We start from the raw sequence: 14,654 nt of genomic DNA, 5'->3' as shown, positions 1-14,654 counted from the left end.
GCCACTGTGGAGGGGTAACTAGTCGTTCTCGCCTGCCAGGCAACCGGTCTGTCTCGTGGCTCCGGACACCATCACCTTCACTGGCCCGGGCACAACCGACGGGGTTCCTTGTCTCCCTTGATGGTTGCGTCCACACAGCCACCAGGCAGTCCCTGCACGGTATCAGTCCCGAAGTTGGCGGTGACGGTGAGCGTCCCTTCGCCGAAGGTCGTCTGCTGCACCAGGTGATCCGCGGTGACCCAACGGAACCCGGTCATCGGCTCGGTGCCGGCCTTTTCGTGGAGCGGCGCGAAGAACCGCTGGAGCTCGGCGATCCTGCTGCCCTGTTCCTCGATTTCCTTGCCGTCCAACACGAGGTTGAGTGGCGTGTTGTAGAGCATGGCGAGCAAGGTGCGCGTTGTCGCCTGGTCCGGCAGCTTGCCGTAGGACAGTTCCCAGCGGTCGAGGCTGATGACCGAGTCGTGCAACACGGTCTGGTAGAGCGGAACCCGGTAGGTGGGGTCGAACATGGTCTTGGCGAGATCGGCCGGTAGGGACACCGGCTTGAAGAAGAAGCCCGGCCGGTCCTTCGGGAAGTAGCCACCCCAGGTCTTCCGGTCGCGCTGGAGTTCCCAGAAGCGGTTGTCGACCGGCGTGGCGGAGCCGTGGCTGTAGGAGACCACGGGGTTGGCCCAGCCGCCGGCGCTTTCCGAACCGAGCACGAGCTTGCGGTCCTCGGCCAGCCAACGCATCCGGTCCAGTCGGTTCTTGCGGTCCTGTGCCTTGCTCATGCGGTGCGTCGGCGTGTGGTCGTCGAAGAGCTCCCCGGCGGCATCGACGTCGAGGAAGTAGCTGGTGGCGCCGTTGGCCGTCATGGTTCGTACCCGGTCGGCGAGGTTGTGTCGGGTGGGCTCGGCCTGGGCCAGTGCCTGTGAGCTGAGGTAGCAGCCTCGATCACCGAACCCGGTGACGGGGTTATGGTCGCTGTCCCGGACGCAACCCTCGGGCCACAGCGGGTCGCGCCAGACCGACGCCAGGGTGTCCGCGTTCTTCGGATCCTGGGCGTTGGCCCAGGTGTCATAGGGGCCGACCAGGTAGCCGGCATTGTTCGCAGCGGCAACGGCTTCCGGTGACATCGGAGCGCCGTCGGCGTCGTAGCCCAACCACATCCGGCTGATGCCGAAATCGCGGAGCTGACGCACTGCCTCCGGGTCTCGCGCCTTTCCCCAGGTGTAGGCGTGGAACGCGCCGAGGAGCTTGCCGACCTCGGGGTTTTTCCGGATCTTGTCGCGCAGCGTGCTCAGGCCTCCCTGGGCCGACAGGTAGCGACGGTAGTCCGTTGCCGGGGCCACCGGGCTGGAGTCGGTGAGGGCGAAGGTCACGGTGTAGTCGCGGGTGTCCGACGTGAACTCGTGCTTCGCCCTGGTTTGCAGCCTTCCGTCATCGGACAGGAAACGGAGTGAGGTGCCGATGTCCGTCGGGACGATGTAGCTGACACCCCGCTCCCCGATCCGGTGTCCCCAGAACGGCATGGTGAGCTGGCCGACCATGTCGAACTCGGTACCGTCCAGGGCTGCGCGGTCGGAGTTCCAGAACGGATCGTCGACCGGGACCGACCGGCCCTCGCCTCTGGTGAAGGCGACCGTGGTCGTGGCCGGGTCGGTGCCGGTGACCGGCCAGGCCAGCGCGCCATCCTTTGCGGCACGAATGGTCACGGCGAGGCGACCGTCCACGGTGGCTGCGGTGACATCCCACCCCTTGGCGGGATACGACCAGTGAACCTTTCCGCCGTCCCGCCGCGGGGAGGTGGCGGGGCCGAGATCTCCGTCGGCAGGAGCTGACAGTGTCATCTCCGCACCGTCGTTCGTTCGCGCCGTCACGGCGAGTGTGGTGGGACGTACCGTGGCGGACCCACCGGTCACGGGTACGACCACGTCGTCACCGTGCAGCTGCGCCCCGGTAGCGGCGGCTGCCGGTCCGGCAGCCGCCGTGAGTGCCGCGCTCACGGCAAGGCCCGTGACCACGCTCACCGTCTTGCTGGCCCATCCTGTTCTGCGTGCCATGGGCGCACGGTCTCGAGCGGGGATGAGAGAAAGATGAGAGCCGGGGCGGTGCTCGGTTGACCCGGCACTGACCAGCGCGGCAAGTAGCATCGCCACGTCATGCGGGTGTTGGTGGTGGACGACGAGCCGGCGGTTCGGGACGCGGTGGGCCTGGCGCTGGAGAGCGAGGGCTACACGGTGCGCACCACCACCGACGGTGCCAGGGCACTGACCGAGGTGGCGGCGTGGCGACCCGATGTGGTCGTTCTCGACGTCCTCATGCCGTATCTGGACGGCCTCACCGCGTGTCGCCAGCTCCGTGCGATCGGTGACCGCACCCCCATCCTCGTCCTGACCGCCCGTGACACGGTCGCCGACCGGGTCGACGGCCTCGATGCGGGTGCGGACGACTACCTGGTGAAACCGTTCGACCTCGACGAGATGCTGGCGCGGGTCAGGGCGCTGCTGCGGCGGGCCTACCCGGCGGATCCGGCCGTGCTGACCCACGGCGACCTCACGCTCGACACCGTGGCGCGTCAGGGATGGCGCCGTGGCCGGGCCGTCAGCTTCAGCCGGACGGAGTTCGCACTGCTGGAAGTGCTCCTGCGTAACGCCGGTCAGGTGGTGCCCAGGCAGACGCTGATCGAGCGGGTGTGGGGACCCGACTTCGGCCCCGGTTCCAACTCGCTGGAGGTTTACATCCGCTACCTGCGCCGCAAGTTGGAGGCGAACGGCGAGGAACGGCTGATCCACACCGTGCGTGGTGTGGGATACCGGTTGGGCCGGCCGTGAAGCGACGTTGGTCGATTCGCGGCCGCATCGCTCTGGTGGCCGCCGCGGTTGTGTCGGTGTCGTTGGCCGGCATGGCCGTTGCGGCGTATCTCCTTGTCGCGCATCAGCTGGATCGCGAACTCGACCGCGGCCTGTCCCGTGAGGTCACCCGCGTGAAACGGATCGAGCAGCGGGACCCGGACTCCTGGGGACCTTCGGGACCGTGCCTGGTCCTGGCCGCACCTGCATGCGTACAGAAGGTGGCCGCCGACGGGAAGGTGCTCGGTGGTGACGACAGCCTGCGGCTACCGATCCTGCCCGGGACCAGGGAAGTCGCCGCCGGTTCGAGGGATGCCTACTTCAGCGACGTCGATGTCGAGGGATACCGGCTCCGTGTGCTGACCGCTCCGTTGTCCCAGGGGCGCGCGGTCCAGGTCGCCGTACGCGCGGACACCGTGGACGACAGCCTCGACCGGATCCGCACCGGACTGGTGGTGGCTGGGCTGGTCGGTGTCGGGGTGGCGGCGCTCGGTGGACACCTGGTGGCGCGCACGGGTCTTTCGCCCGTAGCACGCCTGACCGCGACCGCCGAGCGCGTCGCGGCCACGCGAGATCCCAGCCACCGCATCGATCTCGGTGGCCGCGACGAGCTGGCCCGGCTCGCCGGCAGCTTCAACACGATGCTCGGTGAACTCCAGGAAGCACTCGATGCGCGCGACCGGTCGCTGGTGACCCAGCGGCGGCTGGTCGCCGATGCGTCGCACGAGCTGCGTACCCCGCTCACCAGCCTCCGCACCAACATCGACCTGTTGGCCCGGGCGGACCGTCTCACGCCGGAGCAACGCGCGGAGGTAACGGGCGCGCTCCGGGCCCAGGTGAGGGAACTGGCGGATCTGGTGGCCGATCTGGTGGACCTGGCCCGCGGCGACGACCCGCAGGCGCCGGCAGAGCCGGTGGACGACGTCCGGCTGGACGAACTCGTCGAGCACTGCGTCGAAAGTGCCCGGCGGCACTGGCCGGCCGTCACCTTCGAGACGGCGTTGGAGCCCACCGTGGTGGACGGCCAGCCGCGTCGACTGACCCGGGCGGTGCGCAACCTGCTGGACAACGCCGCGAAGTTCAGTCCTGCCGCAGGGATCGTGCGGGGGGAGTTGTCCGGACGAGAACTGCGCGTACGTGACCACGGGCCCGGGATCCCCGCGGAGGATCTGCCCCACGTGTTCGACCGGTTCTACCGGGCCACGTCGGCGCGGGGGCTGCCCGGATCAGGGTTGGGGCTGGCGATCGTCGCGCAGGTCGCCGAGGCGCACCGCGCCGTCGTGCGGGCCGAGCCGGCCGAGGGTGGGGGCACCGTGGTTCGTCTCCGGTTTCACTGGTGATCGTGTGGCGTGTCGGCAGCGGGCAGGCAAAGCACCACGCGCAGGCCCTCCGGTGCCCCGGGATCGTCGGCCACCGGCCGTTCCAGCCGTAGTCCACCACCGGCACGTTCCAGCAGGGTGCGGACGATAGCCAGGCCCAACCCGGAACCGGGAACGTTCTGGTGCGCCGGCGACCGCCAGAAGCGGTCCGTGGCCCGCGCCAGCTCCTCCTCCGGCAGCCCCGGCCCGTGGTCACGCACCGACACCTCGACCATCTCGCCCACGCGGTGCGTTCCCACCACCACCTCGGTGCCCTCGCGGGTGAACTTCAACGCGTTGTCCAGCACCGCATCCAACACCGTGGACAGCACACCGGGGGGAGCGAACACCGTCAGCCCCTGCTCCCCCGCACGACGGAACCGGACCCCGCGCTCCTCGGCCAGGGTCTGCCACGACTCCGAGCGGTCGGCGACAATCGCGTCCACGTCGAACGTCTCCGGCTCCCGGGCCCCGGACTCCGCGCGCGCCAACGCCAGCAAATCGTCCAACACCGTGGTGAGCCGGTCGACCTCCTCCAACGCGCCCTCGTACTGCGGCTGCGCCGTGGTGTCCACGTGTCCGTCCAGGTTGTACAGCCGCAGGCGCAACGCGGTGAGCGGGTTCCGCAGCTGGTGGGAGGCGTCGGCGACGAACGCCTGCTGGGCGGACATGGTGTCGGTGACCGCGGCGGCCATTCGGTCGAAGGACTCGGTGAGGCGACGCAGCTCGGCCGGTCCCGACGCCGCGCCCACCGGTTCGGCCCGTCGTCCCCGGGCCACTCCGTCGGCCACCCGGTGGGTGGCCGCGTCCAGCCGCTGGACCGGACGCAACAACCAGCGCACCACGGGCACGGCGAACAACATCGCTCCCGCGGCCAACACCAGCAGCCCGAGGGCCGTCAACACCAGCCACGTCACCAACACCCGTCCACGCAGGTGGTCGGTGGGCGAGAGGGTGACGGCCGCGCCGCTGGGCCGACCTTCGAGCACCACCGGCTCGGCCACCACGATCGGCCGGTGGTCCCACGGCATCAGCAGCTCGTACGGCTCCGAGGGACGGCCCGCCAGCGCCACCGCGATCCGCTCCCGCACCCCCTTCTCGGACAGGTCCAGGTTCTCCGGGGAGGCCACCACGAGCCGACCGTCGGCATCCACCACCGCGGCCGCGACACCGAACAACTCGTGGTAGCGGCGCAGCTCGGCGGCCAACGCGTCCACCTCGGTCGGCTCGCTGCCCACCAACGGTTGCTGCGCGATGGAGGCGAACCGCAGGGTGTCGCCCTGCCGGTCCAGGAAGAGCTCCTGCTGGGCCGCGTCGGCGATCCGGGTCGCCAACGGCACGCCGAAGCCGAGCAACACCAACGCGAGCATCGTCAACACGATCGCCAACAGCCGGCTGCGCACCGCCTGCCTCCCGCCTCCTGCGCCGTGACGGCCCGGTCTCTTCGGCCCCGCTAGTCCAGATCCAGGCGGTAGCCGACCCCGCGCACGGTCTGGACCAGGTTGGGTCTGCCCAGCTTCGTACGCAACGTCGCGACGTGGACATCCAGCGTGCGGTTGGCTCCCGGCCAGGACTTGCCCCACACCTCGGCCACGATCCGCTCCCGACTGCACACCGCGCCCCGCGCCGCGGCGAGCATGGCCAGCACCTGGAACTCCTTGCGCGCCAGCGAGACCGGCTCGCCGGCCACCGTCACCTGGTGCCGCTCCAGGTCGATCGCGACGTCGTCGACCTCCACCGGGCCGGCCGGCTCGCCCTCGGCCGCGCGGCGGCGGCGGTTCACCGCGTGCACCCGGGCGACCAGCTCGCCCACGTCGTAGGGCTTCACCAGGTAGTCGTCCGCGCCCGAGTGCAGGCCCAGGATGCGGTCGTCCACCTCGCCACGCGCCGACACCACGATGACCGGGACGTCGCTCATCGCCCGGATCCGCCGGCACACCTCCAGCCCGTCCAGGTCGGGCAGCCCCAGGTCGAGCAGCACGACGTCGATCTCGGCGAGGTTGGCCAACGCCGCGCGGCCCGAGCCCACCCAGCGCACCGACATGCCCTGCCTGGCCAGCGCCGGCTGCAGCGCCTCGGCCACCCGGTGGTCGTCCTCGACCAACAGCACCCGCACCTGACGAGTCCCTCCCCACGCACCGCGTGATCGACTACCGTCCCACCAGCGCGGTGAGCCCCCGGCCGGTCGGCCGGACCGGCGGCACGACGGCTCACCCGTGACAGAGTTGAGACCCTAAGTCTTTCTCAAGTCGCCTGGACTGCTGTGGCCGAGGCCACCTAACGTCCCCGCGTCATTTCACCCGACGACGTCGCCGCCCGCGCAGGGAGGACCTCGATGACCGCAACCGCCGCGGACACCCCCATGATCCGGATGACGGGGGTGGACAAGTTCTTCGGCCCGCTGCACGTGCTGAAGGACATCCACCTGGAGGTGCCCAGGGGCCAGGTGGTCGTGGTGCTCGGTCCGTCCGGGTCCGGCAAGTCGACACTGTGCCGGACCATCAACCGCCTGGAACCGGTGGACTCCGGCGTGATCGAGGTCGACGGCCAGCCACTGCCGGCCGAAGGAAAGGCCCTTGCCCGGCTGCGCGCCGACGTCGGGATGGTCTTCCAGCAGTTCAACCTCTTCGCGCACAAGACGATCGCCGAGAACGTCATGCTCGCCCCGGTCAAGGTGCGCAAGGCCAACAAGGCGGAGGCCCGGCGTAGGGCGCTGGAACTGCTGGAACGGGTGGGAATCGCCAACCAGGCCGAGAAGTACCCCGCGCAGCTGTCCGGCGGGCAGCAGCAGCGGGCCGCGATCGCCCGCGCGCTGGCGATGCGACCGAAGGTGATGTTGTTCGACGAGCCGACCTCGGCACTGGACCCCGAGATGGTCCAGGAGGTGCTCGACGTGATGACCACGCTGGCCGCCGACGGCATGACCATGCTCGTGGTCACCCACGAGATGGGCTTCGCCCGCCGGGCCGCCGACCGCGTGGTCTTCATGTCCGAAGGGGAGATCGTCGAGGACACCGCGCCTGGGGAGTTCTTCGACGCCCCCAGGTCCGAGCGCGCCAAGGACTTCCTGGGCAAGATCCTCACCCACTGACGCAACCATCGGCGACCGGGGCCCTCGCCCCGCCGCCCGACGATCGGAGGGAACAGCGCAATGCGGTTCACCCGTGTGCTGCGCATGAGCGCCGCCGTTGCCGCGCTGGGGCTGGCCGCCGCCTGTGGCGGTGCCGGCGCCAACGCCGACAAGCCCCTGCTGGACCGGGTCAAGGAGAGCAAGAAGCTCACCATTGGCATCAAGTACGACCAGCCGGGCCTGGGCCGGCGCACGCCGGACGGCAAGTTCCAGGGGTTCGACGTCGACGTGGCCAAGTACGTCGCCAAGGAGTTGGGGGTCGACGAGAGCGCCATCACCTTCAAGGAGACCCCGTCCGCACAGCGGGAGAACATGATCGAGAAGGGTGAGGTCGACTTCATCGTGGCCACCTACTCGATCACCGACGCCCGTAAGAAGAAGGTGTCGTTCGCCGGCCCGTACTTCATCGCCGGCCAGGACCTGTTGATCCGCGCCGAGGACAACGAGATCACCGGCCCGGACTCGCTCAACGGCAAGAAGCTGTGCTCGGTGAAGGGTTCCACCCCGGCGCAGAAGATCCAGAAGGACTACTCCCACGAGGCGCAGCTGCAGGAGTACGGCGGCTACTCCGAGTGCATCACCCAGCTGTTGAACGGCACCGTCGACGCGGTCACGACCGATGATGTGATCCTGGCCGGCTACGCCACGCAGAACTCGGGCAAGTTCAAGCTGGTCGGCAAGCCGTTCACCGAGGAGCGGTACGGGATCGGCCTGCGCAAGGACGACAAGGCCGGCCGGGACGCGATCAACAAGGCGATCCAGAAGATGATCGACGAGGGTGTCTGGAAGCAGGCCCTGGAGAAGAACGTGGGCCCGTCCGGCTACAAGATTCCGGCACCGCCGGAGATCACCGAGAAGTGATCTTCTGACCGTGGGCCTTCGCGGCCCCGGAACCGAAGACGGCCACGGCGCCGGTGGGCCGGGCGGAGCCGCCGCCACGCCCGGCCCACCGGCGTCGACCTACGAGGAGCTTTCCGGTGGATTTCCTGAGCAGGTACGACTTGCTCGGTGCCTTCTGGGTCACCGTGCAACTCACCGTGTTCTCCGCGATCGGCTCGCTGGTGTGGGGCACGGTTCTCGCCGCGATGCGGGTGAGCCCGGTCCCGCTGATGCGTTCCTTCGGCACCGCCTACATCAACCTGGTACGGAACACGCCGCTCACACTGGTCATTATCGGGGCCTCGCTCGGGTTGTACTCCACGTTGGGCGTGGCGCTGGTCGAGCGGGAGTCACCGACCTTCATCGAGGACAACAACTTCTGGCTGGCGGTGCTGGGGCTGGTCGTCTACACCGCGACGTTCGTCTGCGAGTCGATCCGCTCCGGAATCAACACCGTGCCGGCCGGGCAGGCCGAGGCGGCCCGCGCGCTCGGGCTGGGATTCGGCCAGACGCTGGGCATCGTGGTGCTGCCGCAGGCGTTCCGGTCCGTGGTCGCGCCGCTGGCCAGCGTGCTGATCGCGCTGACCAAGAACACCACCGTGGCCGCCGCGATCGGGGTCGCCGAGGCGGCGGGCCTGATGAAGGAGATGATCGAGAACGAAAGCGACAAGATCCTCGTGGTGTTCGGGGTCTTCGCGGTCGGGTTCGTCCTGCTCACCCTGCCCACCGGGTTGCTGCTGGGCTGGGTGGCCAAGAAGATGGCGGTGAAGCGGTGAGCGCTCCCTCGGTCCTCTACGACGCGCCGGGCCCGAAGGCCCGGGGCCGCAACGTCGGCTACACGGCGGCCTTCGCCTTGGCGCTGCTGGCCGTGGCCTGGGTCGTCTACCTCAAGTTCGACGAGAAGGGCCAGCTCGACTGGACGTTGTGGCAGCCGCTGCTGGCCGACGGCCGGACCTGGACGGAGTTCCTGCTGCCGGGCCTGCTCAACACACTGATCGCCGGGGCGTTGGCCATCGTGATCGCGTTGCCGGTGGGAGCGATCTTCGGGATCGCGCGGTTGTCCGACCACGCGTGGATCCGCACGGTGGCCGGGACTGTCGTGGAGTTCTTCCGCGCCATCCCGGTGCTGATCCTGATGATCTTCGCCAACGAGTTCTACTTCCTGTTCACCGACGTCCCGGCCGACAGCCGGCCGCTGTACGCGGTGGTCACTGGCCTGGTGCTCTACAACGCCTCCGTGCTGGCCGAGGTGGTGCGCTCGGGGATCCTGTCGCTGCCGAAGGGGCAGAGCGAGGCGGCGATGGCGCTGGGCCTGCGCAAGACCCAAACAATGCTGACGATCCTGTTGCCACAGGCGGTGACCGCGATGCTGCCGGCGATCGTCAGCCAGCTCGTGGTGGTCCTCAAGGACACCGCACTCGGCGGTGCGATCCTCGGCTACGAGGACCTGCTGATCCAGTACCGCGTGATCTCGGCGAACTTTGCCAACACCATCCCGACGCTGATCGTGATCGCGATCATCTACATCGTGGTCAACTTCGCGCTGACCCAGCTGGCGGTGTGGCTGGAGCGGTGGCTGCGTAGCCGGCGCCGGGGTGCTCTGACTGGGCCTGACCCCGACATGCTCGAGGAGCAGGCGCCGGGGCTGGACCTGTCCGACACGCGCAAGGGACAGCCGGTGTCGGCCTGAGCGGCACCACCCCGCGTCCGCGGAAGAAGCGCGCGAGGGCCGGAAGGACGCCTCCGCCCGGCCTTCGTTTTCTGTCAGCGCTGGCGTCGCTTCCTCAGCGGGAGCTCGTCGTGCTCGCCGTCGGCGCCGGCTCGGGAATGTCCGGAGGTGTCGCGGTGACCCCGTCCTTGGCGAGCGTTGCCTCGTACGCCTGTTGCCAGGTGCCGTCCTGGACCGCATCACGCAGCAGTTCGTCCACCTTGGCCCGAAGCGCCTTGTCCGTGGCGGCTACGGCCACGAAGTGTTCCTGTCCCCCGGTGACGAGGTAGGGACCGGCCAACGCGATCTTGCCGTTGGGCGAAGGCGGGGCACCGATCAGCAGGTCGAGGTCGTGGCTGGCGACCGCGCCGGCCCCCAGCGTGGCCGGCATCTGCTTGACCTCGATTTGTTTGGCCGGGTCCAGTTGCAGGCCGCGCGCCAGGATTCCGGCGATTTCCACGTCAAAACCGCGGTATTGGCGGCTGTCCGGGTCGTAGGTGGCGAAACCGGTCTTGTCCAGCCGGACCCCGACGACGAGCTTGCCGCGCTGGGCGATCCGCTCGTAGGTGGGTGAGTTCGGCACCAGGGGCGGGGTCGTGGTTGTCGTCGCCTCGGCGACCGGTTGCGGACCGGACGCGGGCGGTGGGGACGGGCGTGGATCGTCCTGCCACCACCACAGGAACAACAGTCCCGCGACCATGCCGGCCAGCACCGTGCCCAACGCCCTGCGCATGGACCCAGATCGTCGTGTGCTGGCCGAACTCCTGTCCAGCCCGCGCTCCGTGGCCCGGCCGGACCCACCCGATTGGCGGCACAGCAGGGGGTGAGCTGGCTGTGGTTACTCCTTCCGGCGGCGGAACAGGCGGGCGAGGGGGTCGTAGCGGCGGTCGGCGACGCGTTCCTTGAGCGGAATCAGTGCGTTGTCGGTGATCTTGATGTGCTCGGGGCACACCTCCGTGCAGCACTTGGTGATGTTGCAGAACCCGAGACCGTGCTGGGTCTGGGCGTCCTGGTGCCGGTCGGCCGTGTCGAGTGGATGCATCTCGAGTTCGGCGACGCGCATGAGGTACCGCGGCCCGGCGAAGGCCTGCTCGTTGTCCTCGTGGTCACGCACCACGTGACAGGTGTTCTGGCACAGGAAGCACTCGATGCACTTGCGGAACTCCTGCGACCGCTGCACGTCGACCTGCTGCATCCGGTACTCGCCGGGCGCCAGGTCGGCCGGGGGCTGGAACGACGGGATCTCCCGGGCCTTGGCGTAGTTGTAGGACACGTCCGTCACGAGGTCGCGCACCAGGGGGAAGGTACGCATCGGCGTGACGGTGACGGTCTCGTCCTCGGCGAAGGTGGACATCCGGGTCATGCACATCAGCCGTGGCCGCCCATTGATCTCCGCCGAGCAGGAGCCGCACTTGCCCGCCTTGCAGTTCCACCGGACCGCGAGATCCGGGCACTGCGTGGCCTGCAACCGGTGGATGACGTCGAGCACGACCTCACCCTCGTTGACCTCGACCCGGAAGTCACGGAGCGCGCCGGAGTCCGCGTCACCCCGCCAGACCCGGAAATGCGCCTGGTATCCCATCTCAGCCCTTCTCACTCGGGTGCTCGGCCAGCTCCTCGGCCAGGTAGAACTTGGTCAGTTCCGCCAGCTCGAACAACGCCAGCAGGTCGGGCCGCATCGCCGGCTGTGGGCGCCGGAGGACCCGCACCCCGTCCATGCGGTCGGCCCGGGACTCCCCGGACTCGGAGTGCTCCAGCTCGCACGCCAGCAGCTGGTGCCGCCACTCCGGGTCCATCTGCGGGAAGTCGTCGCGGGTGTGCCCGCCGCGGCTTTCGGTCCGCTCCAGTGCAGAGCGCGCCACGCACTCGCTGACCAGCACCATGTTCCGCAGGTCGAGCGCGAGGTGCCAGCCCGGGTTGTACTGCCGGTGCCCCTCGACCATCACGTTGCGCACCCGCCGCCCGAGGTCGTCGAGCTTCTTCAGCGCCTGCTCCATCTCGTCGCTGCGCCGGATGATGCCGACGAGGTCGTTCATCACCTGCTGCAGCTCCATCTGCAGGGTGTAGGGGTTCTCCGGCGGGCCGTCCGGGCCCCGTTCGCCGAACGGCGCGAGCGCCCACCTGGCGGCATTGTCCACTTCGGACTCGACGGGCGTCGGCCGATCCTGGCCGATCGACTCCACATAGGACGCCGCGCCCATCCCGGCCCGCCGGCCGAACACCAACAGGTCCGACAGGGAGTTACCACCGAGCCGGTTCGAGCCGTGCATCCCGCCGGCCACCTCCCCGGCCGCGAACAGCCCGGGCACCCCGGAGGCCGCCGAGTCCGGGTCGACCTCCACCCCGCCCATCACGTAGTGGCAGGTGGGCCCGACCTCCATCGGCTCGCGGGTGATGTCGACGTCGGCCAGCTCCCGGAACTGGTGGTACATCGACGGCAACCGGCGCTGGATCTCCTCGCCGGGCAGGCGGCTGGCGATGTCCAGGAACACCCCGCCGTGCGGGGAGCCGCGCCCGGCCTTGACCTCCGCGTTGATCGCCCGCGCCACCTCGTCGCGCGGGAGCAGCTCCGGCGGGCGGCGGTTGTGGTCCGGATCGTCGTACCAGCGGTCCGCCTCGGTCTCGTTGTCGGCGTACTTCTCCTTGAAGACCTCGGGGATGTAGTCGAACATGAACCGCCGGCCCTCGGAGTTGCGCAGCACGCCGCCGTCGCCCCGGACCGACTCGGTGACCAGGATGCCCTTCACGCTGGGCGGCCAGACCATCCCGGTCGGGTGGAACTGGACGAACTCCATGTTGATCAGCGCGGCGCCGGCGCGCAGCGCCAGTGCGTGGCCGTCCCCGGTGTACTCCCAGGAGTTCGAGGTCACCTTGTAGGACTTGCCGATGCCGCCGGTGGCCAGTACCACGCTCGGCGCCTCGAACAGCAGGAAGCGCCCGCTCTCCCGCCAGTAGCCGAAAGCACCCGCAACGCGCCCGGACTCCACCAGCAGGTCGGTGACGGTGCACTCACCGAAGACCCGCAACCCGGCCTCGTAGTCGCCGAACTCCTGGAAATCCCGCTGCTGCAGGGCAACGATCTGTTGCTGGAGCGTGCGGATCAGCTCCAGACCGGTGCGGTCACCCACGTGCGCCAGGCGCGGGTACTCGTGCCCGCCGAAGTTGCGTTGACTGATCCGCCCGTCCTTGGTGCGGTCGAACAGCGCCCCGTAGGTCTCCAGCTCCCAGACCCGCTCCGGCGCCTCCTTGGCGTGTAGCTCGGCCATCCGCCAGTTGTTGAGGAACTTGCCGCCCCGCATGGTGTCGCGGAAGTGGACCTGCCAGCCGTCGTTGGGATTGACATTGCCCATCGCGGCGGCGATGCCGCCCTCGGCCATGACGGTGTGTGCCTTGCCGAACAGTGACTTGCACACCACCGCCGTGCGCATGCCGCGGGAGCGCGCCTCGATCGCCGCCCGCAGCCCGGCTCCACCCGCGCCGATCACCACGACGTCGAAGGCGTGCCGCTCGATCTCGGTCATCCTCGGGTCGTCCCCTTATCAGTTGAACAGTCGGAGGTCGGTGATCGCCCCACTGGCCACCAGCGCCACGTACAGGTCGGCGAACGCGACGGAGAACAGCGATGCCCAGGCCAGCTGCATGTGCCGTGCGTTCATCCGGGACACCTGCGTCCACATCCAGTAGCGGACGGGATGGCGGGAGAAGTGGGTGAGCCGACCGCCCACGATGTGCCGGCAGGAGTGGCAGGACAGCGTGTACGCCCAGATCAACACGACGTTGACCAGCAGGATGAGCGTGCCCAGGCCGACCCCGAAGCCGCCGTCCGCCCCGTGGAAGGCGATCACGACGTCGTAGGTGAGGACGCTCGCGACCGGTACGGCCGCGTAGAAGAAGTAGCGGTGGCTGTTCTGCAGGATGAGCGGGAAGCGGCGCTCACCGGTGTAGGAGCCGTGCGGCTCGGCGACCGCGCAGGCCGGGGGCGACAGCCAGAAGGAGCGGTAGTAGGCCTTCCGGTAGTAGTAGCAGGTCAGCCGGAAGCCGAGCACGAACGGCAGGACGACCACCGGTGGGGCGAGAATGCCGAGGTCGGGCAACCACTGCCCGAAGTGCGACGCACCGGGCACACACCCACCGGTGACGCAGGGGGAGAAGAAGGGCGCGAGGTACTGGTACTCCCCGACCCAGTACCACTTGTTCATGAAGACTCGGACCACGCCGTAGACGACGAACGCCGTCAGCCCGAGGAACGTGAGCAACGGGGGAAGCCACCACCGGTCGGTACGCCGTGTCCGGATGGCGGTGTCCGCCCGACCGGGGTGGTGGGTGGAAGCGGTCATGTCCTCCTCGTTCGGGATCGAGGGGTGGGTGGTGAAGCGCCCGGGCGTCGGGGCCTCAGGTGTTGCGGTGCTGGCCGCCCACGCCCTCGTCGTCGGCGTCCTGCCACAGCTTCGGGTCGTAGGGGGTGTCGGGGACCGGCACGATCTCCGGTCCCTTGCCCTCGACCCTGGGCCGTGGCGCGGTGGCGGGCAGCTCACCGATGTCGGCCATGTCGATGTCTAGGCGTTCCACGTCGTTGACCAGCCGGCGGACCGGCGGGAGGTCGCCGTAACGGGAGCGCAGGTCGCCGACGCGTTGCCGCAGCTCACCAAGGGCCCGCTGCAGGGCGGCCAGCTCTGAGGTAACGGGCATGGAGCACACCTCCGGCTCGGTGGTGGCGCCCTCGTGCGGGGCGCGAGTCGGAACGCGCG

14 protein-coding genes are annotated in these 14,654 nt (G+C 69.2%); 6 read left to right on the top strand and 8 right to left on the bottom strand.

What is annotated here, in order from left to right; translation table 11 throughout:
- Positions 1-77: 77 nt before the first annotated feature.
- Positions 78-2,042 carry a glycoside hydrolase gene (locus IEY55_RS17505; RefSeq protein ID WP_189059153.1) on the bottom strand — a complete coding sequence of 655 codons (1,965 nt, stop codon included), beginning with the start codon at positions 2,040-2,042 and terminating at the stop codon, positions 78-80.
- A gap of 99 nt (positions 2,043-2,141) precedes the next feature.
- On the opposite strand from IEY55_RS17505, the gene IEY55_RS17500 reads away from it, so the two are divergent.
- The gene (locus IEY55_RS17500; RefSeq protein WP_189059151.1) at positions 2,142-2,813 is read left to right on the top strand and encodes a response regulator transcription factor; all 672 of its coding nucleotides are present in this window, start codon (positions 2,142-2,144) and stop codon (positions 2,811-2,813) included.
- 35 nt (positions 2,814-2,848) lie between these two features.
- Entirely contained in the window at positions 2,849-4,171 is a 1,323-nt protein-coding gene (locus IEY55_RS17495; protein ID WP_229686477.1) for a HAMP domain-containing sensor histidine kinase, read from the top strand.
- Here IEY55_RS17495 and IEY55_RS17490 read toward each other — a convergent pair.
- Complete coding sequence (locus tag IEY55_RS17490) at positions 4,162-5,592, bottom strand: sensor histidine kinase (RefSeq protein ID WP_189059150.1); 1,431 nt, start codon at positions 5,590-5,592, stop codon at positions 4,162-4,164. The genes IEY55_RS17495 and IEY55_RS17490 overlap by 10 nt on opposite strands.
- 50 nt (positions 5,593-5,642) lie before the next feature.
- Positions 5,643-6,305, bottom strand: a complete 663-nt coding sequence (locus IEY55_RS17485) for a response regulator transcription factor (protein WP_189059148.1) — start codon at positions 6,303-6,305, stop codon at positions 5,643-5,645.
- Between the two features lie 246 nt (positions 6,306-6,551).
- On the opposite strand from IEY55_RS17485, the gene IEY55_RS17480 reads away from it, so the two are divergent.
- The 4 genes from IEY55_RS17480 to IEY55_RS17465 all read left to right on the top strand — a co-directional run bounded on the left by IEY55_RS17480 (position 6,552) and on the right by IEY55_RS17465 (position 9,888).
- A complete protein-coding gene (locus tag IEY55_RS17480) occupies positions 6,552-7,280 on the top strand; it encodes an amino acid ABC transporter ATP-binding protein (protein WP_189059222.1) in 729 nt (242 codons plus the stop codon).
- A 60-nt stretch (positions 7,281-7,340) separates the two neighbouring features.
- Entirely contained in the window at positions 7,341-8,180 is an 840-nt protein-coding gene (locus IEY55_RS17475) for a glutamate ABC transporter substrate-binding protein (protein WP_189059146.1), read from the top strand.
- Positions 8,181-8,296: 116 nt separating this feature from the next.
- Complete coding sequence (locus tag IEY55_RS17470; protein ID WP_189059144.1) at positions 8,297-8,974, top strand: amino acid ABC transporter permease; 678 nt, start codon at positions 8,297-8,299, stop codon at positions 8,972-8,974.
- On the top strand, positions 8,971-9,888 hold the full coding sequence (locus IEY55_RS17465; RefSeq protein WP_189059142.1) for an amino acid ABC transporter permease: 918 nt from the start codon (positions 8,971-8,973) through the stop codon (positions 9,886-9,888). The genes IEY55_RS17470 and IEY55_RS17465 overlap by 4 nt, the downstream gene beginning before the upstream one ends.
- A gap of 94 nt (positions 9,889-9,982) precedes the next feature.
- Here IEY55_RS17465 and IEY55_RS17460 read toward each other — a convergent pair whose 3' ends face one another.
- From IEY55_RS17460 to IEY55_RS17440, 5 genes are all read right to left on the bottom strand, one after another.
- Positions 9,983-10,639 carry a transporter substrate-binding domain-containing protein gene (locus tag IEY55_RS17460; RefSeq protein WP_189059140.1) on the bottom strand — a complete coding sequence of 219 codons (657 nt, stop codon included), beginning with the start codon at positions 10,637-10,639 and terminating at the stop codon, positions 9,983-9,985.
- A 105-nt stretch (positions 10,640-10,744) separates the two neighbouring features.
- The gene (locus tag IEY55_RS17455; RefSeq protein WP_189059138.1) at positions 10,745-11,488 is read right to left on the bottom strand and encodes a succinate dehydrogenase/fumarate reductase iron-sulfur subunit; all 744 of its coding nucleotides are present in this window, start codon (positions 11,486-11,488) and stop codon (positions 10,745-10,747) included.
- A gap of 1 nt (position 11,489) precedes the next feature.
- Positions 11,490-13,427: a fumarate reductase/succinate dehydrogenase flavoprotein subunit gene (locus tag IEY55_RS17450; RefSeq protein ID WP_189059136.1), complete on the bottom strand. Its 1,938-nt coding sequence runs from the start codon at positions 13,425-13,427 to the stop codon at positions 11,490-11,492.
- A gap of 18 nt (positions 13,428-13,445) precedes the next feature.
- Positions 13,446-14,243, bottom strand: a complete 798-nt coding sequence (sdhC, locus tag IEY55_RS17445) for a succinate dehydrogenase subunit SdhC (RefSeq protein ID WP_189059134.1) — start codon at positions 14,241-14,243, stop codon at positions 13,446-13,448.
- A gap of 55 nt (positions 14,244-14,298) precedes the next feature.
- Entirely contained in the window at positions 14,299-14,595 is a 297-nt protein-coding gene (locus IEY55_RS17440) for an Rv0250c family protein (protein ID WP_189059132.1), read from the bottom strand.
- Positions 14,596-14,654: the final 59 nt, after the last annotated feature.

Origin of the sequence: Longimycelium tulufanense (assembly GCF_014645795.1) — a bacterium.
GTDB lineage: Bacteria > Actinomycetota > Actinomycetes > Mycobacteriales > Pseudonocardiaceae > Longimycelium > Longimycelium tulufanense.
This window is presented reverse-complemented; position numbering and strand designations above follow the sequence as displayed.